Source organism: Pseudoalteromonas sp. EB27, from assembly GCF_001974875.1.
In the GTDB taxonomy this organism is placed as follows: domain Bacteria; phylum Pseudomonadota; class Gammaproteobacteria; order Enterobacterales; family Alteromonadaceae; genus Pseudoalteromonas.
This window is the reverse complement of the sequence record NZ_MTQD01000009.1, coordinates 178,442-200,573: the sequence shown is the minus strand read 5'-3', so window position 1 is coordinate 200,573 and position 22,132 is coordinate 178,442. Positions and strand designations below refer to the sequence as shown.

Here is a 22,132-nt window from a genome sequence, read left to right as displayed (position 1 = left end):
CGCTATGTTTTCAGAATCTCCAATTAAACGCAGAAAATCCACCCGAATCAATGTAGGTAACGTCCCTATTGGTGACGGCGCCCCTATTGCTGTGCAATCAATGACCAACACCGACACCATGGATGTTGATGCAACTGTTGCACAAATACAGGCAATACAAGATGCCGGTGCCGACATTGTCCGTGTATCAGTACCGACTATGGACGCTGCAGAAGCGTTTAAAAGTATTAAAGAACAAGTGACTATTCCGCTAGTAGCCGATATTCACTTTGATTACCGTATAGCCTTAAAAGTGGCAAAATATGGCGTTGACTGCCTGCGTATAAACCCGGGTAATATAGGTAGCGAAGAGCGTATAAGAGCCGTGGTCGATTCTGCTCGCGAGCATAACATTCCTATTCGTATTGGCGTAAATGGCGGTTCACTAGAGCGCGACTTGCAAGAAAAATACGGCGAACCAACACCAGAAGCCTTATTAGAATCAGCTATGCGCCATGTAGATATATTGCGCCGCCTTGATTTTGACCAATTTAAAATATCGGTAAAAGCATCAGACGTATTTTTAGCGGTAGGCGCGTATCGCTTACTCGCTAAAGAAATAGACCAACCACTGCATTTAGGCATTACCGAAGCGGGCGGCATGCGCTCAGGTTCTGTTAAATCAGCAGTAGGTTTAGGTATGCTACTTGCCGAAGGTATTGGCGATACACTGCGAGTGTCGCTTGCAGCTGACCCTGTTCAAGAAATTAAAGTAGGCTTTGATATTTTAAAATCGCTACGCATTCGAGCTCGCGGTATTAACTTTATTGCTTGCCCTAGCTGCTCACGTCAAGAGTTTGATGTAGTAAGCACCATGAACCAACTTGAAGAGCGTTTAGAGGATATTATTGAACCGGTATCGGTTTCGGTAATTGGCTGTGTTGTTAATGGCCCAGGTGAAGCACTGGTTAGTGATATAGGACTTGCCGGTGCAAATCGTCGTTCTGGCTTATATATTAATGGCGAACGCCAAAAAGCGCGTATCGATAACAACAATATTGTTGAACAACTCGAGGGTTATGTACGCGACTTTATAGAGAAAAAGCAGAGCCAAACACCGATTGACATAAAAATAGTCGAATAAATACCGCATAAAGCGCCAAACAGCGGTGTTTGGCGTTTACCTTTATAATCAGAACGCTATAATAGCGGGTCAATTTTTAGCATTCTTGTTGTGTAAGCATTTTTCATTACACAAAAAAAAACAGCATTTAGGATTTATCAGTGGCAAAACAAATTCAGGCAGTTCGCGGTATGAACGATTGTCTGCCGGGCGATACACAAGTTTGGCAGAAAGTAGAAAACATTTTACGCGAGACAGTAGCATCGTTCGGTTATCAAGAAATTCGTTTTCCTATTGTAGAATCAACCGACTTATTTAAACGCTCTATTGGTGAAGTTACCGATATAGTAGAAAAAGAAATGTACACCTTTGCCGATCGCAATGGCGACTTATTAACACTTCGCCCTGAAGGCACCGCAGTATGCGTACGTGCTGGCAACCAAAATGGCTTACTATATAATCAAGAACAACGCCTTTGGTACATGGGTCCAATGTTTCGTCACGAGCGTCCGCAAAAAGGTCGTTACCGTCAGTTTCACCAATTTGGTTTAGAAACATTTGGTATTGCTACAGCAGATATAGACGCAGAAGTTATTTTATTAACAGCGCAACTATGGGAAGCCTTTGGTATTACTGAACACGTTCGTTTGGAGCTAAATTCTTTAGGGTCTAACGAAGCGCGTGCAGATTACCGTGATGCGTTAGTAGTCTACCTTGAGCAACACATTGATGTGCTTGATGAAGACTCAAAACGTCGTATGTATTCAAACCCATTACGCGTACTTGATAGCAAAAACCCAGACGTACAAGCAATTTTAACTGATGCACCTAAATTGTCTGAAAACTTAGATGCTGAATCAAAAGAACATTTTGAAAATTTATGTGAACGTTTAGACGCTGCTGGCGTCTCATATACGGTTAATGAAAAGTTAGTACGTGGTTTAGACTACTACAATCGCACTGTATTTGAATGGGTAACCGACAGCTTAGGCGCACAAGGCACGGTATGTGCTGGCGGACGTTACGATGGCTTAGTTGAACAACTTGGTGGTAAAGCAACGCCAGCAGTTGGTTTTGCAATGGGTCTAGAACGCTTAGTGTTATTGCTACAAGCACTTGAGTGTGTAGGTGACATTCGTCGCAATGCTGATGTATATTTAGCAGCAATGGGCGACAAAGCAAGCATTCAAGCTCCTGCAATTGCAGCGCAACTACGTAAAGACGTACCGGGTTTACGCGTTATGGTACATGCGGGCGGCGGCAACTTTAAAAAACAATTAAAACGTGCTGATAAAAGCGATGCACTTGTTGCAGTGATTATTGGTGAAGATGAATTAGAAAAAGGCGTTGTGACCATCAAGTATTTACGCGAGCGTAAAGAACAAGTCACATTAGAATTAGAACAAGCTAAAGCGCTATTAGCTGAGCTTATTAACGGCTAAGCGAACATTAGAGGTAAGAATGGATATTTATTCAACAGAAGAACAACAAGCAGAAGCCATTAAACGCTTTTTCCGTGAAAACGGCATTTCACTTGCGCTAGGCATACTTGTTGGCTTAGGTGGCTTATATGGCTGGAAAGCATATAACCAAAACCAAATTACTACCGCTGAAAAAGCATCAGATTCATATACAGCGCTTGTTGAAAGCGACGATGTATTATCTTCAGCTGATGCGTTTATTAGCAAAAATAAAGACACAAACTATGCAACACTTGCAGCATTCGTTGCTGCAAAAGATGCAGTAGAAGCGAAAAAATTAGACGTAGCAAGCGAAAAGCTAAGCTGGGTTGTGTCTAATACGCCAAATACAGAATTAAAAGCAATTGCGATTACACGTTTAGCACGTGTTCAAATTGCGCAAACTAAATATGACGATGCATTAACGACATTAAATGCACCATTACCTGAAGCATTCAATGCAAACGTTGCCGAGCTTAAAGGCGACATTTACACTGAGCAAGGTAATAAAGATCAAGCACGTACTGCATACCAAGCAGCAATAGATGCGGGTGGATTAACAAGTAACCCACTATTACAAATTAAGTTAGATGACCTAGCAGTAACTAGCCCAGCGGCATAAGGTTTTAGGCATGAAAAAATTTACAACAGCAGCCCTTGCCCTATGTATGGCAACATTGATGGGTTGTTCATCAAGTGATGATGAAGATGAACTCGTACTTCCTGAAATTGTAAACCAGTTTGAAACAGACGTTGTTTGGCAAGAATCTGTAGGTGATGGCGTAGAGCATTATTTTTCTCGTTTAACACCCGCAGTTTACAAAGATACTGTGTATGTTGCTAGCCGCGAAGGCCAAGTAGAAGCGCTTTCGCTTGATAATGGCGATACAAAATGGGAAACCGATGTACGCCAAGATTTATCGTTTTGGCCTTGGGCTGATAACGGTAATGCAAAATTATCAGGTGGTATTTTGCAAGCCTATGGTAAAATTTATATTGGTTCTGAACACGGCTTTATTATTGCCCTAGATCGCGAAACGGGTGAAGAAGTTTGGCGTAAAAACGTACCAGGCGAATCACTGTCTAAACCAACAGCAGGCGATGGCTTAATATTTGTAAATTTAGGCTCTGGTAAATTGTTAGCCCTTCACCCAGATACAGGCGAAGAGCGTTGGAGCTTTGAACAAGAAGTTCCACCACTAACATTACGCGGACAAAGCTCGCCAACCGTTGCTAACGGTGGTGTATTAGTAGGCCTTGAAACAGGCAAGCTAAGTGTATTAATTTCAGACAGTGGTTACTCAGCATGGAGCGCAGAAATTGCGGTTGCTAAAGGCGCATCAGAATTTGAACGCCTAGTTGACGTAGACACTCAACCACTTATCAGCGGTCCATACGCTTACGCTATAGCTTACAACGGCAACTTAGCTGCTGTAGATATTCGCTCTGGCAATGTTGTATGGAAACGTGAGTACAGCAGCTACCGCGAAATTGCGATGGATGCACAAACAATTTATTTAGTAGATAGCGATGGTGTTATTTACGCATTAGATAAAAATTCAGGTATTGAACGTTGGAGCCAACCCGCTCTACGTGGTTGGTACCTAACAGGCCCTGCAGTTGCAGGTAGCCACTTAGCTTTAGGCGACCAAGAAGGTAACCTACATTGGCTAAATAAAGAAACTGGCGAGCTAGTATCTCGTGAAGACTTTGACAGCTCGGGCTTTTTTGTTGAGCCAGTTGTTGCCGACGATAAGCTAATTTTATACACCCGTGATGGTGAAGTTAGTATGGTAAAAATACCTAACTAACTAGCTAACACTTAAAGGTTTTTTGTAAGGCTTCGCACTGCGAAGCCTTTTGTTGTTTTTTAAAGAGGTAGTTTATGCTTCCCGTGATCGCTCTAGTTGGGCGACCCAATGTGGGCAAGTCCACATTATTTAACCGTTTAACACGTACTCGTGATGCACTCGTAGCCGATTTTCCAGGTTTAACACGAGATAGAAAATATGGCCAAGCTAGTTACGATGGCTATGAATTTATCGTGGTAGACACGGGCGGTATTGATGGCTCAGAAGAAGGCATCGAAATCGAAATGGCAGATCAATCTCTGCTAGCCATTGAAGAAGCCGACATTGTTCTGTTTTTAGTAGATGCTCGTGTAGGTATGACCGTAGCTGACCAAGCCATTGCTAATCACTTGCGCAAGCAAGAGAAAAAGTGTTTTGTTGTTGCCAACAAAACCGATGGTATTGACGCAGATTCAAATTGTGCTGAATTTTACCAATTATCATTAGGTGAAATACATCACATTGCAGCTGCACATGGCCGTGGTATTACATTATTACTTGAGCAAACACTTCAGCCGCTTATTGCTGAACTAGCCGCGCAAGATGAAGAAGTAACAGGTGATGACGAAGAACTAATCGACCTTTACGAAGAAGGCGAAGGAGATGATACCGATCATCAAGCATTTGCAGATAAACCTGTAAAGCTTGCTATTATTGGTCGCCCTAACGTTGGTAAGTCAACACTTACAAACCGCATATTGGGTGAAGATCGTGTAATTGTATATGATATGCCAGGTACAACACGCGATTCTATTTACATTCCAATGACGCGTAACGACAAAGAGTATGTGTTAATTGACACCGCAGGTGTTCGTAAACGTAAAAAAGTCAGTGACGTAGTTGAAAAGTTCTCAGTAATTAAAACACTACAAGCAATCGAAGATTGTAACGTGGTTTTACTTGTTGTAGATGCGCGTGATGGTATTTCTGATCAAGATTTAAGCTTACTTGGTTTTGCGCTTAACTCTGGTCGTTCATTGGTTATCGCCGTGAACAAATGGGATGGCCTAGACGACTACGTTAAAGACCGTATTAAAACAGAACTCGATCGCCGTTTAGGTTTTATAGACTTTGCACGCCTACACTTTATATCTGCATTACACGGTACAGGTGTTGGTCATTTATTCGAATCTGTTGACGAAGCTTACGAGTCGGCAACTAAACGTATAAGTACAGCAATGCTGCGCCGAATTATGGACATGGCTCAAGCCGATCACCAACCGCCACTTGTTCGTGGTCGCCGTGTTAAGCTTAAATATGCGCATGCCGGTGGTTATAACCCACCACGTATTGTAATTCACGGTAACCAAGTTCATGATTTACCAGATAGTTATAAACGCTACCTGATGAACTACTACCGTAAAGCGCTTAAAATTATGGGCACCCCAATCAAAATTGAATTTAGAGAAGGTGAAAACCCATTTGCTGGTCGTGTTAATAAAGTAACACTGTCGCAAAAGCGTAAAATACGTGCATTTGCTAAAGAAAACCGTAATAAATAAATTTTAAAAAATTAGTTTATTACAAAAAACGGCGTACTTATTAGTACGCCGTTTTTTATTACTCAAAATTAAGTAATGCCAATTGCACCAGCCGTTCAACTGTGGTGCCTTGAAAATTTGTAGGCGCTTTAGGATAATACTTTGATTTTGGCGGCCTAATAGTTATAAAACCATGATTGGTTGCCATTTCGTGGGCTAACAGCTTACGCTCTCGGGGTGTTAAATGGTTTTCGTGTATTTTTGCCAGCTCGCCACTATCAAGCCATATTCCTGCACAACCTGGGCATTCGTCTATTTCGACGGCCTTTACTGGCGAAAAATACCTGCGCATCATCACAATGTTTTTGCACTTTGGGCAATTAACTCGTAGCGATACATCGTATTCAGTCTCACTATAATTACTCAAATGTTTTAGCAATACTTGGCTATGCTTTAGCTCTGGAGAGCTAAATTTAAATATTTGGCTGTTATCAAAAAACACGCCACCTTGCGCTGAGGTGTAAACAGTGATCCCGCCAACAAGTAAAGGTTCAAGTGGCGTATCGCTACGAGGACAATACATTTAAAATTCCTTTTTATTTTATATTTTTATTATTTATTCAAGTGCTTTGTGAATTAGCCCAACAAGCGGCGCCGGTAATGTAATATTACCTGTAAGTACAAACTCATGCGCGTCATCAGACATTTTTTGCCATGTACGGCGAATAATACCAATCCATTTTTCTTCATTATAATCTGGTTTTGCATTGGCAAACCCAAGCATGTAATGCTCAATAAACACCAAACTTGCTACATCTTCTACTAATTGGCTGTCTAGATTGCGCTTAATATCTTTTTTAGCAACAGCGTTATAAACACGGTTTTGGTCTGTATCGCTAAACCCAGCTTGTTTCATTAATTCAACGACTAGTGACGCATGAAAAATATAAAGGGCACTGCGCCATTGATGATAACCCTGTTTGTTCATTTCAAAATCGCTACGTGGCGACTTCCAACGCTGAATATGCTGTGCACGCACTGCAATTTGCATGAGTTCATCGGCATCAGGTTTAAAGCGAGTTAGCATTTCGCTCATACGCTGTGAGTATAAATACTCTTTTGGAAAACTTTCTCCATTGTGCTGCTCAGTATTCGGGTCTTGGTTATTCGCTTCATCAATCAGCGTTATTACTTTATTAAACATGACGGTCATTTTTTATAATTAGTTTTAATCATTCTAAACGCTGGTAAAACAATAAACTAGTGCCCCACTCACTTCAGCGGTGAAATTTGTTCAATCAAAAAGTAAAACCAATTGATACAGATTATAAAATTAAGCGCATTAATAAAGTTAACTTGGTACTATATTAAGTACAAATTAAAAACAAAAAAGCGCGACAAATAACAATTAACTCGCCAATAACGGATGACTATGTTTAAAAAAAGTATTTTAGCTATTTGTTTAGCTGTTGCACCACTACCAAGCCTAGCCGACAGTAACACTGATTTAAAAACGATTATTGATAACCATTGGCAAAATGCAAAAGCCGAAAAAATATTCTTTCGTACCGATCCAGACGGCTGGAAACCCAGTGGTACATTGCCACATTGGACCGAGCAAGCCATTGCTAAGCGCCAAGCTTACAACAACAGTGTGTTAAAAAACTTAGCTAGTATTGACCCTAAAACGCTCAATAGCGAGCAGCTAATGAACTATCGTTTATTTAAATATGAGCGAGAAACAGAGCAGCAAAGCTACCTTTTTCAAGATAAGTATTTTCAAGTTAACTTTTTAAGTGGCTGGCATACTTACTTTGCCGAAGCACCGGCTAATATGGCGTTTTTAACGCCTGATGATTACAACGCATTTTTAGTAAGCCTTGCCGACTACCCTCGCTTTAATCAAGAAAACATTAACTTGATGAAAGAAGGTATTGAAAAGGGTTACACGCACTACTGCAAAACATTTGAAAATTACAGCCAGAGTATTAACGCTCATATTGTTAAGCAACCTGAAAACAGCGCCTTATACGAGCCCTTTACACGCATACCAAATACATTTACAGCAGAGCAAAAGGCAACGTACCAAAACAAAGCAAAAGCCTTAATTAGCTCAAAAGTAGTTCCGGCTTATCAACACTTTTACGACTTTTTTGAAAACGATTACATGCCTAACTGTAGAGCAGAGCCGGGTATTTCAAGCGTTAAAGGCGGGCTTGAGTATTACAAATATGCAGTTAATTACTACACCACAACCAATGCCACACCAAAGCAAATACACGAGCTTGGCTTAAAAGAAGTGGCACGTATAAAAACACAAATGCAAAACATCATTGATAAAGTAGGCTTTGATGGCTCTTACAGCGATTTTTTAGAATTTTTAGCAACCGACGAGCAATTTTACGCAACAGACGCGCAAGACTTGCTTGAAAAAACAGCCTTTATTACGCAAAAAATGTATGGCAAGTTACCAACCTATTTTAATCATTTACCACGTAATACCTTTACTATAAAAGGCTCAGCGAGTCGCGGCGCGTTTTATATGCCACCTGCTGATAACCGCTCCCCTGGCACTTACTTTTTAGCCTCAACACCTAAATTGCAACCTTTGTATAATTTAGAAGCGCTAAGCCTGCACGAGGCAATACCAGGGCACCATTTACAAAACGCTATTGCAATGGAGTTAGATGTACCCGAATTTAGACGCACACTTAGCCACTCAGCATTTGGCGAAGGCTGGGCACTTTACACCGAACGTTTAGGTAAAGAAGCCGGCTTTTATCAAAACCCATACAGCGACTTTGGTCGTTTAGGTTACGAGATGTGGCGTGCCGTGAGACTCGTTGTTGATACCGGTATTCATGCATTTGGCTGGAGCCGCCAAAAGGCAATTGACTACTTGGCAGATCACACTGCTTTGCCACAAAGCGCGGTCGAGGATCAAATAGATCGTTATATTTCATGGCCAGGCCAAGCGCTCTCTTACAAAATGGGCGAAATAAAAATACGCGAACTGCGTGCAAAAGCCGAAAAAGAGCTAGGTGCTAAGTTTGATATACGCAGCTTTCACGACACCGTAATCGGCCAAGGGTCACTCCCTATGGAAGTGCTAGAAGATGTAATAAACGATTGGATAGCAGAGCAAAAATCAGCTATTTAAATTTTAATAGAGGCGGCTTACTTAGCCGTCTCTATTAGTTAAGTAAACTGCCGAGCTAATTAAAATACCTAACCATTAATCCTCACCCGCTTTTGCTTCGTACCACTTTAGAGTTTAAAACCTGAGCAAACCTATGAGCAAACGTATTTTATATTGGCTACAAAACGATTTACGAATAGACGACAACCCTATTTTAAGAGAACTTGCTACTGAGCAATGTGCGCTCGATATTGTATTTGTAATAAACCCACACTGGTTTAAAAATAATAACTATCAACAAAAGCCATATGGCGTGCACAAACAGCAGTTTTTAATGCAAAGCTTATTTGAGATGCAACAAGCGCTTATTGAACGCGGGCAAACTCTTCACGTACTTGAGGGCGAAACTTTTAGTGTTTTAAAGCAGCGCATAGCTGAGCAACATATTGACGAAGTAGTGTGCAGTGAACATGTTGGAACCTATGAGCAGCGCCAACTTGCGCGACTAAAAGCACATTGCCCACATGTCATATTTAAAACAACTCAACAAGACACTCTATTTCAACAAAGCGACCTCCCTTTTGATTTAAACGAGCTGCCTAAAAGCTTTACCCCATTTAGAAAAAAAGTAGAGGCGGTAAACATACCTATAACAACCTCAACTCTGCCTAAAGGTTTACTCCCTCAACCTATAACATTATGTGCGGCCAAACCAATTGAGCTTACTGAATATAGTGATGACAACAACGCGATAATGCACGGCGGATTTAGAAGTGCGCAAGCTCATTTAGCGCAGTACTTTTCAGGCTTACTGCCAAGTACCTATAAAACAACTCGAAACGAGCTTGATGGCTTTAATAACACCACAAAATTTAGTACCTGGCTTGCCTTTGGTTGTGTAAGTGCGCGGCAAGTTTATAAAGCCGTTGAACAGTACGAACATAACCAAATAACAAACGAGTCTACCTACTGGATTAAATTTGAATTGCTATGGCGAGAGTATTTTAAATGGCATGCACTTAAAGCAGGCAACAGCCTATTTAGTTTTAAAGGTCAAAAGCAAACAAAACCCCTTACTACGTTTATACCAAACCGCTTTGCTGCTTGGTGTAATGGCTCAACACCCTACCCATTAGTCAATGCCATTATGAATGAGCTTAATACGACCGGTTATATATCAAATAGATCAAGGCAAATTGCCGCAAGCTGCTTAGTTAACGAGCTTGGCCTTGATTGGCGCTATGGCGCGGCTTATTTTGAACAACAATTGATTGATTACGATGTAGCCGCTAACTGGGGTAATTGGCAATATATAGCGGGTGTAGGGGTCGACCCGCGTGGTGGTAGGCACTTTAATATTGAAAAACAAACCGCGCAGTTTGATCCGCACGCTGCTTACACTAATAAGTGGCAAGGCAATGAAAATACCAGCACGCAGCTAAATACCTTAAACGAAGTTGATTGGCCAATTTAAGCCGCCAATCAACTTTTACCAAGTAACCTTTAAAACAACTCAGCAATGCCTATATTAATAGCGTAACCACCCAATGTTAAAAACAAAAATAAACACAGCGCCAGTAACAGCGGTTTAATACCCGCTTGGCGAATTGCCCCAACATGTGTGCGTAAACCCAAAGCCACCATCGCAATAGTGAGTAATATATTATCAAACCATACAATAGCGCTTGAAACCACTTGAGGAATAATAGAGAGTGAATGCACACCACTTGCCACAATAAATAACACTGCAAACCAAGGGATGGTAATACCCGCTTTTTGCTCGCCGCCATGCACGTTATTGTTTGTTTTTGCATGCTTTTTACTTTGCCAAAACGATAATCCCACTAAAAATGGCGCGAGCATCATCACGCGTAGCATTTTTTCTATAACGGCGGTATCAGCAGCATTGGCGCTTACAGCTGTGCCCGCTGCAACCACTTGTGCTACTTCATGAATGGTTGAGCCAACAAAAATACCGTACGCATGCTCGCTCAGCCCCATGCAATCAAACATAATTGGGTAGGCAAACATGCTTAGCGTGCCAAACACCACCACCGTTGCCACAGCTACTGATACTTTGTGCGCTTGCGCTTTTATTACAGGCTCGGTTGCCATTACAGCTGCTGCGCCACAAATAGAGCTACCCGCACCTATTAATATTACTGTTTGCTCATCAAGCTTAAATACACGTTTACCAAGCTGTATTGCTAATATAAACGTACCGCTGAGCATAACAATATCGGTTAGTAACCCACTCCAACCAACGCCAGCCACCTGTGCAAAGGTAATTCTAAAACCAAATAAAATAATACCCGCTTTGAGTAAAATACTTTTAGCGTAATCAACACCTACATCGGTACGCGTAGCTATACGCGAAAACACACTGTTGCCCACAATAATACCAACTACAATACCAATAGTGAGTGAGCTAAATTGCGCAGCTTGCATTATTGGTAATTTACTCAGCGCAATAGCAACACCCGCAAGTACAATAACCAGTAACATGCCAATCCACCAGCGCGTATCGCCGTATTGCTTAGTATTAATACCTAAAGGCTGAAAACTATTTTTAATAGCGCTAAGCATAATATTCCCTCACTTAAACCATGTTGATGTGTTGACTTAATTGTAAAAAAGCGCAAAATATAACTCCAATATATTAAAATCATGATTTGATAACTTAAAGTTATGTGATTTGAGAGACACAATGAACTTGCATGCACTTAGGGTATTTTATACAGTGGCTAAATTGGGTAGTTTTTCAGGCGCAGCCGAAGCGCTTTTTATAAGCCAGCCCGCTGTTTCTAAGGCACTAAAAGAGCTAGAGCATCAGTTAAACATTCTACTTATTGAACGTGCATCTAAGGGTAAAAAGCTCACCTTAAGTGAAGGTGGACAAGCACTTTTTGAACATGCCCGCAGTATTTTTGCTATTGAAAAAGCCGCCATTGAAGATATTAAATCGCGCACAGGGCTTAAGCGCGGTACATTAGTTATAGGAATCAGCACCACCATTGCCAGTTATTGGCTACCGCCTTATTTAGCCAAATTTTGCGCCCAGTACCCGCATATAAAAGTAGAAGTACAAGTTGCTAATACCGCGCAAATTGAGCATGCCTTACTTGAATGCACTATAGATTTAGCACTGGTTGAAGGCACACCTACCGAGCCGCATATAATAAGTAAGCACTGGCAAAACGATTTAATGAGTGTCGTTATACCCAGTAACTTTAAGCCCACGAAAGACTTAAAAGCATGGTTAAACGAGCAGTTTTGGCTACTGCGCGAGCCGGGCTCTGGCACTTTAGAAATGTCGGTAAAGTTATTAGCAGAGCATGGCGTACAAACAGAGCAAAGTATGCAATTAGGCAGCAACGAAGCCATAGCAAGGGCCGTCGCTCAAGGTATGGGGGTCGCTTTATTGCCAAATGTAGTTACTGAGGATTTGGTGCAGCTTGGTAAATTAACACGCCTGAGTCAAAAAAATAACGAGCAACTCTCTCGGCCACTTTATCAACTGCATTATAAAGACAGACCGTCTTCACACGCTGCACAAGCGTTCGAAAAAAGCCTGTTTAGTGAATAATGCTCACAATCTGTAAGTAGTAAGGCACCAGTAGCAAATTTAGATAAAGTTTAATATATGAAGTCAAAATTTGAGCCCTTTAGTCTTTCTGATGCCTATTAGCTAAGTTAAAACTCACTTGTGTTACGTGATACACCTTTCATGCTTCACTATTAAATTAAAATAATTTTTAAACATGTGTTCAGAACTGATATCCCTTAAATCCACATCAAAATAGTAGCCGCTTTCTAAAAGTTCCAAACTTTCTAAATCATTGCAAATGCGTTCAAGAATTAAATATTTATACTTTGGAGTTATGCTTTTAATGTCATCCGGAATAAGCCCTTCGGCATCAAAATTCAAAACAACTCTTAAACTGGTACCTGAATAGCCATAGTTTACAAAACTAATTCGGCTATCAATAGATGAAAAAAAAGCGCTGTAGTGATTTTTATCTTCTTCGTATTCCCATTGAGAAGCATCCCCCCAAATCAAGACAAAAATAACGCCAAAAGCAGCTGCAGCTACAAACAATTTGTTGGCATTTATCAAAAACCACAATTGAACTTTTTCAGATCGCATTAACTTCATAAGTCACATAACTTTTAAGTAAAAGACTAAATCAGTCGGATAAAATAAAAGACTAATAATCAAAACTAAAGTCTTGCTCATTCACATGTGTGGATAATATAACTAAGGTTAAGAAAAATACCTTGATGCTACACCAATGCCGATAAGTAAAATAATTAATAAAACCCAATATCTTTTTGAACCATCTAAATTTTCACCGCACACTGGGCAAGATGATGACGCGATTGGAGTCCCGTTAAGATTTGTCGTTTTAACTATTGGGGAGGTAATTCCTGATTTACACTTTTTGCACTTCATAAATATCCATATTAATTATAAATAAAATCGCGGGATGATGCTCACAAAACGCTTACCTAATTGACGTTAAATGACAGGCTATAATTAGCAACAAATCAAAGAATGCCAAGCTTTATACATCCTTTTAATTGAATTGCCATAGCATAAGAATAGACCTTACAAACCCTTAGTTAAATCTTGCGCTAACGTGCCCGTTGGCTTTTCAATTACGCGTACTAACTCTTTACCATTTTGCTTAACAATAAACGTTGGGGTGTATTGCAAGTCGTTAGCCTGTGCAATACCTGCATCGTCTTGCTTGTTGTAACCTACGGCCACATATTCAATGCTTGCAAGTTGTACTTTTGATTCATCTAGTAACTTAACTAAACGCGGTACTTCGCGCTCACTGTCGTGGCACCATGTACCAAATAGTACAATTAGCTCTTTACCTTCTAGCTTTTGCATTAACGCAATGTCTTGTGTTGTAGGCGTAAAAGCCTTGTATTGTTCGCTAAACTTGTCGTAGTCGCTTAGCAGTACATCAGTGGTAATTGCGCCCGAAAATGGTGCGTCAGCAGCACAGCTTAATAACGGCATGCTTAAAGCACACAATAAAATTAATTGTTTAAACATAAGGTTGCTCTTAATTAGGTATTAAAGTTAGGTATTAAATAAAGCATTTAACGACTATACCCAATATTGAGTGTGGAGTGAACAACTCAAGACCGTTACTTTTTCTCCATAAAAAAGTTAACTTGCGATAAGTTAGTTAAATACTCGCGTCTTACGTCTTTATTCTCGGCTAACTTATCTAAGTCACCAATTAAAGTGACTAACTTATTGTGAGAATGGCTGCTTGTTTTTTTAAATTCGTCTTGCTTTTCATCACTCTCAACACGCTCTTTTTTATTCATGTTGTAGCTGTTTTCGTTTTCTTCAAGCCAAATATCGTCAATTAAACGAATGTCGCTTTTACTAACGGTTTGCTCTTGCATCGCCATTTGCAGTTCGTATTGGTTAGTTTGCGGATTAAACGCATACATTTTTGTATCAACATCAACCTCGTGAGACTGATCAAGCCCCACAAGCTCTTTATTTTTAACCGCAGTACCTACGTTATAACTTTCTTCTTTGTTGTAATAATCAGGGCGACTGTATTGATAATCAAAGTGGCTACTTACATTTTTACTTTGCGTTACACCGCTAAGATCCCCTAATGGGGTTTGATCAGTCGCTTGGCTTAGCTCAATTGTACTTTTAGGCTGATAGTCGCCGTTATCCAGCGCATACGAAAAGGTAGCATCAAAATCAGCGAGCTTAGAAATACCCGCTCCCAATGTATTTGGCGCTTTATTGCCTAGCCCTTGGTAACGGCTATCGTTTGTAATCATGTTATCAACTAAATCGGCTACCATGGCGCGCCCGTCATTAAAGTGCTGTTCTGCAAGTGACTCCAAATTACTATAGCGCTCAGCCGCCGACGACATACTTGTAAACGCGCCTTTAAACAATGCAAAGCCCTGCTGCATTGCTTCGTCGCCTTTTCGCCCAAATGCCGACTCTTTATCGTCTTTGGTACTGTTTACTCGGCTATCTTCTAAGCTTTGATCGAGCGACGCTAAATACTGCTGCATTTGCTGCGTGTCTTTAGCGCCAATGGTTGACATATCAAGTGCAAAATCAATGTCGTTTTGCCCACCTGCGGCTTTAAACACAAGTGCTTGCTGGTTTGATGCTTCATCAATGGAGTAACTTAAATCAAGCGTGTTCTCTTTCGAATCAAGATCTTTATTTTGCGTTGTTGAAAACGACACATCAAAGCCTGTTAGCTGCTCACTATTAAACCCTGCTAAAAAATCTAAACTCATGTCTGTTTGGTTTGGCACTATAAGAGGATTAAATGAGTTTTCACTCACTTTAAAAAATTCATCGGCCATTTCGCCAACACCACTGAGCACCTGCGTAAGTGCTTTATGCTCAGCCTCAGATAAATCGCCATTTACCTCGTAACTTAAACTAAAGCCATCAACGGCTTCGCCTGTGTTTTCATCGTACCCTTGCGATGAGTTAAAGGTAATGTTTATAACATCACCTTCTTTAGTTTTTACCGAGAGCTCAAACAGGTAGTTATCGTCATCCTCGTATTTTGCGCGATTGAGGCTTTCCATGTAGGGATTAAGTGAGCGCTCAACACGTTGCTGACTTGAGGCTAAAAACGTTTTTTGCTCATGCCCAAGCTGACCTAAACTCGATAAAATATCGCTGGTATTAGCATAAGCACCCTGAATATTTTTAACCGACGTATTTAATCGCTCAATTAATTGGGTACTGTTTTCGTTTTTTAATAACCCCTCATGCTGAGAGCTTATTACGGTGCGCAGGGCGAGTTCTTCATCGGAGAGTTTATAGTTAAGCGTGCTAGGCGTACTTGAAATAGTAAATAGCGAGGTAAGTTGCTGTTGTAAAATATCCCCTACTTTTTGATTGCTAACTAGTGCTTCGTCAATAGCTTCGTTATTTAGCTGGCTTAATAATTCATCGGATATTTTGGGGGCGTTAGTTTGTAAATCATTAATAGCTTGAAGGTCGCTACCGGTTAGCAGCGAAGGACTCACAGAGGTTTGGTTAGCGTTATTAACTGATTGGGCAAGTAAAGTGCTTAAATTAGACTGGCTGCCAAGTGCATTATTAACCATGATTATCCTTAATCTCTAAACCCTATTAAGTAATGTATCGGGCGCTTAGTTAAAAGCTTTAGCTTAAGGAGATATTTTTTACCTATTATTTATACAAACAATAGGCCTAACTCTTAAGGCCTATTTTATTCGCTTACTACCTTCATCTGTTTCTTTTATTCTTTTTACTAAAAAGTCGACCGCCGCTTTCACCTTTGGTACTAAATAACGCTGTTTTTGATATAACAAATAAACCGCCATAGTCGCATTTTGGCTTATCGCTAATTCATGCTCAAACTTAAGCTCTTGCAACTGGCCAGACTCAAGGTATGAGTCGAGCGCCCATCGAGTTGACATTAAAATGCCCTCACCATTACATGCTTTTTTAGCCAGCCACGATCCGTTATTTGAAATAGCGACCGCAGGCCCAGAAACGTCGTGCCATTGCTCATCCACTTTACATAACCAAGGCGTTGGCCCCGCTGGCGTTTTAAAATAAAGGCCACTGTGATCCTTTAATTCCATAACATTAGTAGGCACGCCGTATTTTTGTAAATAGCAGGGTGACGCGACAGGAATAAAGCCATTATCCATTAGTTTTATTGCTAGCACGCGTTCATTTGGCGCATAACCACCACGAATAGCAATATCTACATCGTCACGCCCAAGTGTCGATAACTCATCACTTAAGCTAACATCTAATATAATTTCGGGGTATAGCGCGCTAAATTCATCAAGCAGAGGCAGTAATATTTTATCACCAAAACTCACCATTGAGCTTATACATAATCGCCCCATTGGTGTTGTTTGATAACTGCGCACTGTTTCGTGGCTTTGCTCTAGCTGATTTAATATTTGCTGAACATCGTTATAGTAAATTTGCCCAACTTCGGTCAATTTAACGATACGGGTCGAACGCTTTAAAAGCGTCGCCCCTAGGCTTTTTTCTAAATCAGCAACTCGCCGTGACAACGACGAGGGCGGCACATCAAATGCTTTTGCGGCTTTGGTAAAACTGCCCGTTTCAACCACCTTAATAAAATACCGTATGGCTTTTAGTTGATCCAAGTTGCCTCTCCATTAAATAAAATGCTTTATTGTCTTAAAGACAAAAGTGATTCGCATTTTCCCCTATATATAAGCAAATTAAAACAAGTAATAATGTACTCAACCTAAAGACAGGGACTTAAATTGCATTTTTTGGCAATGAGTATCTTCACGTTAATGATGGAAAGCTGACTTATGATTACTTTGCACGGTTTTGCTGCTAGCAACTATTACAACCTAGTTAAACATGTACTTTTACACAAACAACTGCCATTTAAAGAACACCTTGTTTACGGCGGTAGTGAAGAGTTACTAGCAATCAGCCCTGCAGGCAAAGTGCCTGCAATCACAACAGCTAACGGGCTTAATATTTCAGAGTCGAGTGTTATTTGCGACTTTATAGAAGAGTCGTACCCACAAACCCCGCTATATTCTGAAGATGCAGGTGAGCGCGCAGTTGTACGTCAAATTATGAAAATGGCAGAGCTTTATTTTGAACTGCCAAGCAGACGGTTCATCCCTTATGTATTTTCAGGCGCTGAAGTACCTGAAACAACTAAAGCCGAAGTACGCCAAGTATTAACGCGTGGCGTAACCGCTTTAAGTAGCGTGTGTAAGTTTTCGCCGTGGATTGCAGGCGAGCAATTTACAATGGCAGACATTTACGTTTATTACGTAAACACCATAGTTAGCGCCTTTGGCTCAAGCCAGCTTGATTGGGATGTATTAGCACAAGTTCCCGGCATGAAAAAGTGGAACGAATCAATGAGCCAATTAGCCATTGCCCAAAGCATAGAGGCCGATCGCCAAGCGAATATGGCTGAATTTATGCAAAAAGTGAAAGCGCAAATTCAAGCAGCAAACGCTAAATAACGCGTAGCTATAAAAGCAATCTACTCTAAATTTTAATTACTAACACCGTATCGCCAATACAATAATGTGATTGGCTTAACAAATTTAATTCTTTGCAGGAGACACTTATGACAGATAAAAATATCCAACTTACTTCAACTATCAGCGAAGACAATAAACTTACACTTGCCTTAAAAAACATCGAGATGCCAGAGCCAAATGCCGATGAAGTGGTTATTCGCATTGAAGCTGCACCATTAAACCCATCAGACTTAGGCGTTTTATTCAGCGCAGCTGATATGTCTACTGCAAAGCAATCGGGTACTGATGAAGACCCAGTAATTACTGCAGATGTTCCAGCTCAATTTATGCCATCACTTAAAACCCGTGTAGGTAAAGCAACACCCGTAGGTAATGAAGGCGCGGGCACCGTAGTGGCAGCAGGCTCATCGCCAGCCGCACAAGCATTAATGGGCAAAACAGTGGCTGTTATTGGTGGCGGTACGTATCGTCAATTTATATGTGCCAATGTACAAAGTTGCCTAGAGTTAAAAGAAGGGACTACCGCTAAAGAAGGTGCATCATCTTTTGTTAACCCACTTACCGCACTAGCAATGGTGGAAACCATGCGCGCTGAAGGCCATAAAGCTATTATTCATGCCGCAGCGGCCTCTAACCTTGGCCAAATGCTAAACCGTATTTGTATTGCCGATGGCATTGATTTAATTAATATAGTTCGCAAACCAGAACAAGAAAAGTTACTGCGCGATATGGGTGCAAAATATATTGTTAACTCAAGCAACGATACTTTTCTTGCTGACCTAACAGCTGCAATAATCGAAACCGGTGCAACTATCGCGTTTGATCCTATTGGTGGCGGCAAGCTAACAAGTGACATACTTAACTGCATGGAAGTTGCAGCTGCGCGCGATATGAAAGAGCACACGATTTATGGCTCTGATACATTTAAACAAGTGTATATTTATGGCGCGCTAGATCGAGGCCCTATTACACTTAATCGTAACTTTGGCTTTGCTTGGGCTGTAAACGGGTTCTTGTTATTTAATGCTTTAGGTAAATTAGGCACAGATACAGTAATGAAAATGCGCAAACGCGTTGCTAATGAAATCACCACTACTTTTGCGAGCAACTACACGCACGAAGTGTCATTAGCTGAGGTATTACATTTACAATCAATTGCCGCTTATTCTAAACAAGCTACAGGCGAGAAGTACTTAATTAAACCTCAAGCTTAATTAAATATTCTTCGTTAAAAATTAAAAAGCAGATGCTAATTAGGTATCTGCTTTTTTACGTTTAAATACACGCACGCTATTATTGTGAACCTTGCAGTTAACGCGTCCTTAAAGCTCGTCACAAAACCATCATAAAAATGTAATTTACTGAATTTTTACACATTGTTTGCACCTTTTATTCTTATAGTTTATCCACTTTAATAAAATAATAAGCGTGCATACATGAATATAAAACCTTTTATATTTTATTCAGTTATTGCCTCTACTACATTTTTGTATGGCTGTGGCGGTACTGAGCAAACTACCGACACCAGCACAGAGCAAAGTACTGACTCATCAACAGCAATCACGTCAACTGGCCTAGTTATTAACGAAATTGTCGCAAGCCCAAGCGATACAACCTACGATTGGATTGAGCTATACGCCACTGAAGATATTGCCGACTTATCGGTATTTTCACTTGTTGATGATAACGCCGACAGAGAGCCTCAAGCTTTACCCGCAGTAGCGCTTTCGCAAGGTGAGTTTATTGTTATTCAAGCCATTGATGAAACCGATACACCGCCCGATAACGGTTATTACGTCACCTTTAAACTAGGGAGCGACGATGCGGTTACGTTATACGAGGACGGCACTGCTATCTCTGTACTTGATTGGGAAGAAGGCGAAGCCGCTGAAGGTTTTAGTTACGGCTTATACACCGATGGCACCGGCACCGCGCAAACATTAACACCCACAGAGGGCGCAGCTAATCAAACAGCAGATACCTCTTCACTTGTTACAACCTTAATTGCTGAAGATGCACCACTTCGTATAAACGAAGTATTAGCAAAAGATAGTAGCGGCGGCGAGGACTGGATAGAGCTTTATGTAACAAGCAGTAGCGATGTTTATTTAGCAGACTACACACTAAGTGATGACAATAACGAGCAATTTGCTCTACCCGATATTACGTTATCGCCGGGTGAGTTTTACCGTATTTACGCAAGCACCGATGATTTAGGCGATCTGCCAAGCGTAGCGTTTAAATTAGGCTCAAGCGATACCGTAAGCCTTTACAGTAACAATGTAATTATAGAGCAGTTATCGTGGAATAAAGGCCAAGCGCTGAGTGGTTACAGCTATGGTCGCTACCCAGATGGCAGCGATGCAACTGCGGTACTCACTCCAACAGAGCTTAGCTCAAACAGCCAAGCAACCCACGGACCACTCGTTATTAACGAAATAGTGGCAAGCGCCGCAGACGATGGCAACGACTGGTTTGAGCTATACAATAACAGCGCAAATACTATTAACTTAGCTAACTACCAAGTTATTGATGAAAGCGACGATATAGACCCCGTAACCCTGCCCAACATAGATTTATACGCGGGTGAATACATAACTATTTATGCCACCGATGAAGACCCAGGTACTTACTACGTCCCCTTTAAACTAGGCAAAGAAGACGAGCTAAGCTTAATACTCAACGATGAAGTAATTGACTACATTGACTGGGATGAAAGCGATGTAGCCACAGGCTTTAGTTACGGCCTAAGTAGTAGTACCAACTTTACTCATGCATTTTTAACACCTACCCCAAGTAGTGATAATACAGCAGCAACCGCATTTACACCCACGGCTGTTAATACACTTTCTATTACAATTACTGACGAAAACTGGCAAGACATCCTAGATAACCCTCTTGAGGAGGAATACCACGAAACCGCTATTACCTTTAATGGTGTAACACTTGATAGCGTTGCTATTCGCACTAAAGGCGGCTCAAGCTTAAGCAGTGTTGCCAACTCTAGCAGCGACCGCTACAGCTTTAAGTTCGATATTAACGAGTATGTGTCGGGTCAAAAGTTTTTTGGGCTAAAAAAATTCACATTACAAAACTCGTTTAACGACCCGTCGTACATGCGTGAAGTAATCGCCTACGAGCTAATGGATGAAATGGGCGTGCCAACGCCTGAGCATGCTTACGTTAACTTTTATGTAAATGGCGAGCTATTTGGTTTGTACTTAATGGTAGAAGCAATAGATGGCGAGTTTGTAGAAAAACACTTTGCCAACAGTAACGGCGATTTATACAAGCCAGATGGCACAGGCAGCGATTTATTATGGCTAGGTGACGATATACAAAGCTACACCGATATAAACCTACAAACCAACGAAGACACCACCGATAACGGCGCATTTATCAACTTTGTAGAATCGCTCGATAAAGGCGAAACCAGCGCCATAGAAGTAGACACACTTTTACGTTATATGTCGGTAAGTACTTCACTGTCTAATTTAGATAGCTACCACGGCCCGCTTGCACATAACTATTATATTTACGACGACGATGGCGTATTTAGCATTTTGCCATGGGACTTTAACGAATCATTTGGCACCTTTAACATGAATTGTAATAGCGTAGATGTAAGAGAGCTCTACATTGATGAGCCAGTAAGCGGCGCATTAAGCGAGCGCCCATTAATTGCTAATGTATTTTCCGAGCAAAGCAACCTTGATGTGTACCACAGTTACTTAACGCAACTTATTAATGGCTCACTTTCAAGCGACACATTTAACGCACGCGTAAATGAAATAGCCGACCTAATTCGTGAGCACGTAGAAAACGACCCAACTAGCTTTTATGGCTCAACCTACTTTGAGCAAAACCTTACCTCTACAACGGGGCAGTTTTACGGCTTAACGTCGTTTATGCAGTATCGCGTAGCAAATATGGCCGCGCAACTTGATGGCACATTGCCCTCAGCGGGCGATGGCAGCGGCTTTTGCGCTAGATAAACAACCCATCCTTGATGCGGTGTCAGCACGCTGGCACTGCACTCTATTACTTTG

18 protein-coding genes are annotated in these 22,132 nt (G+C 41.0%); 11 read left to right on the top strand and 7 right to left on the bottom strand.

Going from position 1 to position 22,132, the window contains the following annotated elements:
• Positions 1-4 precede the first annotated feature (4 nt).
• The 5 genes from ispG (at position 5) to der (ending at position 5,914) form a co-directional block, all read left to right on the top strand.
• Positions 5-1,123, top strand: coding sequence for a flavodoxin-dependent (E)-4-hydroxy-3-methylbut-2-enyl-diphosphate synthase (gene ispG / locus BW142_RS11965; protein WP_024604283.1), 1,119 nt, complete (start codon positions 5-7; stop codon positions 1,121-1,123).
• Between the two features lie 140 nt (positions 1,124-1,263).
• Positions 1,264-2,544, top strand: coding sequence for a histidine--tRNA ligase (hisS, locus tag BW142_RS11960; RefSeq protein ID WP_076924989.1), 1,281 nt, complete (start codon positions 1,264-1,266; stop codon positions 2,542-2,544).
• A 19-nt stretch (positions 2,545-2,563) separates the two neighbouring features.
• On the top strand, positions 2,564-3,184 hold the full coding sequence (locus BW142_RS11955) for a tetratricopeptide repeat protein (protein WP_076924988.1): 621 nt from the start codon (positions 2,564-2,566) through the stop codon (positions 3,182-3,184).
• 10 nt (positions 3,185-3,194) lie between these two features.
• Complete coding sequence (gene bamB, locus BW142_RS11950; RefSeq protein WP_007583433.1) at positions 3,195-4,373, top strand: outer membrane protein assembly factor BamB; 1,179 nt, start codon at positions 3,195-3,197, stop codon at positions 4,371-4,373.
• 74 nt (positions 4,374-4,447) lie between these two features.
• A complete protein-coding gene (gene der / locus BW142_RS11945; protein WP_076924987.1) occupies positions 4,448-5,914 on the top strand; it encodes a ribosome biogenesis GTPase Der in 1,467 nt (488 codons plus the stop codon).
• Between the two features lie 58 nt (positions 5,915-5,972).
• Here der and BW142_RS11940 read toward each other — a convergent pair whose 3' ends face one another.
• Together BW142_RS11940 and BW142_RS11935 are read right to left on the bottom strand one after the other, a co-directional pair.
• Positions 5,973-6,476, bottom strand: a complete 504-nt coding sequence (locus BW142_RS11940) for a zf-TFIIB domain-containing protein (RefSeq protein ID WP_076924986.1) — start codon at positions 6,474-6,476, stop codon at positions 5,973-5,975.
• Between the two features lie 33 nt (positions 6,477-6,509).
• Complete coding sequence (locus BW142_RS11935; protein ID WP_083707582.1) at positions 6,510-7,097, bottom strand: DUF4202 domain-containing protein; 588 nt, start codon at positions 7,095-7,097, stop codon at positions 6,510-6,512.
• Between the two features lie 228 nt (positions 7,098-7,325).
• Between BW142_RS11935 and BW142_RS11930 the strand changes: the two genes are divergently transcribed.
• A complete protein-coding gene (locus BW142_RS11930; RefSeq protein WP_076924984.1) occupies positions 7,326-9,053 on the top strand; it encodes a DUF885 domain-containing protein in 1,728 nt (575 codons plus the stop codon).
• Between the two features lie 133 nt (positions 9,054-9,186).
• Positions 9,187-10,506, top strand: a complete 1,320-nt coding sequence (locus BW142_RS11925; RefSeq protein ID WP_076924983.1) for a DASH family cryptochrome — start codon at positions 9,187-9,189, stop codon at positions 10,504-10,506.
• Positions 10,507-10,535: 29 nt separating this feature from the next.
• Here the strand turns inward: BW142_RS11925 and BW142_RS11920 are convergent, their stop codons facing one another.
• Complete coding sequence (locus tag BW142_RS11920; RefSeq protein WP_076924982.1) at positions 10,536-11,618, bottom strand: YeiH family protein; 1,083 nt, start codon at positions 11,616-11,618, stop codon at positions 10,536-10,538.
• A gap of 121 nt (positions 11,619-11,739) precedes the next feature.
• Between BW142_RS11920 and BW142_RS11915 the strand changes: the two genes are divergently transcribed.
• A complete protein-coding gene (locus BW142_RS11915; RefSeq protein ID WP_076924981.1) occupies positions 11,740-12,618 on the top strand; it encodes a LysR substrate-binding domain-containing protein in 879 nt (292 codons plus the stop codon).
• Positions 12,619-12,741: 123 nt separating this feature from the next.
• Here BW142_RS11915 and BW142_RS11910 read toward each other — a convergent pair whose 3' ends face one another.
• From BW142_RS11910 to BW142_RS11890, 4 genes are all read right to left on the bottom strand, one after another.
• Positions 12,742-13,179, bottom strand: a complete 438-nt coding sequence (locus tag BW142_RS11910; protein WP_076925004.1) for a hypothetical protein — start codon at positions 13,177-13,179, stop codon at positions 12,742-12,744.
• 462 nt (positions 13,180-13,641) lie between these two features.
• The gene (locus BW142_RS11900) at positions 13,642-14,100 is read right to left on the bottom strand and encodes a thioredoxin family protein (RefSeq protein ID WP_076924979.1); all 459 of its coding nucleotides are present in this window, start codon (positions 14,098-14,100) and stop codon (positions 13,642-13,644) included.
• A gap of 95 nt (positions 14,101-14,195) precedes the next feature.
• Positions 14,196-16,163, bottom strand: coding sequence for a hypothetical protein (locus tag BW142_RS11895; protein ID WP_076924978.1), 1,968 nt, complete (start codon positions 16,161-16,163; stop codon positions 14,196-14,198).
• Between the two features lie 120 nt (positions 16,164-16,283).
• Entirely contained in the window at positions 16,284-17,210 is a 927-nt protein-coding gene (locus BW142_RS11890) for a LysR family transcriptional regulator (protein WP_076924977.1), read from the bottom strand.
• A gap of 174 nt (positions 17,211-17,384) precedes the next feature.
• On the opposite strand from BW142_RS11890, the gene BW142_RS11885 reads away from it, so the two are divergent.
• From BW142_RS11885 to BW142_RS11875, 3 genes are all read left to right on the top strand, one after another.
• The gene (locus BW142_RS11885; RefSeq protein ID WP_076924976.1) at positions 17,385-18,062 is read left to right on the top strand and encodes a glutathione S-transferase family protein; all 678 of its coding nucleotides are present in this window, start codon (positions 17,385-17,387) and stop codon (positions 18,060-18,062) included.
• 107 nt (positions 18,063-18,169) lie between these two features.
• Positions 18,170-19,297, top strand: coding sequence for a zinc-binding dehydrogenase (locus BW142_RS11880; RefSeq protein ID WP_076924975.1), 1,128 nt, complete (start codon positions 18,170-18,172; stop codon positions 19,295-19,297).
• 222 nt (positions 19,298-19,519) lie between these two features.
• Entirely contained in the window at positions 19,520-22,078 is a 2,559-nt protein-coding gene (locus tag BW142_RS11875; RefSeq protein ID WP_076924974.1) for a CotH kinase family protein, read from the top strand.
• Positions 22,079-22,132: the final 54 nt, after the last annotated feature.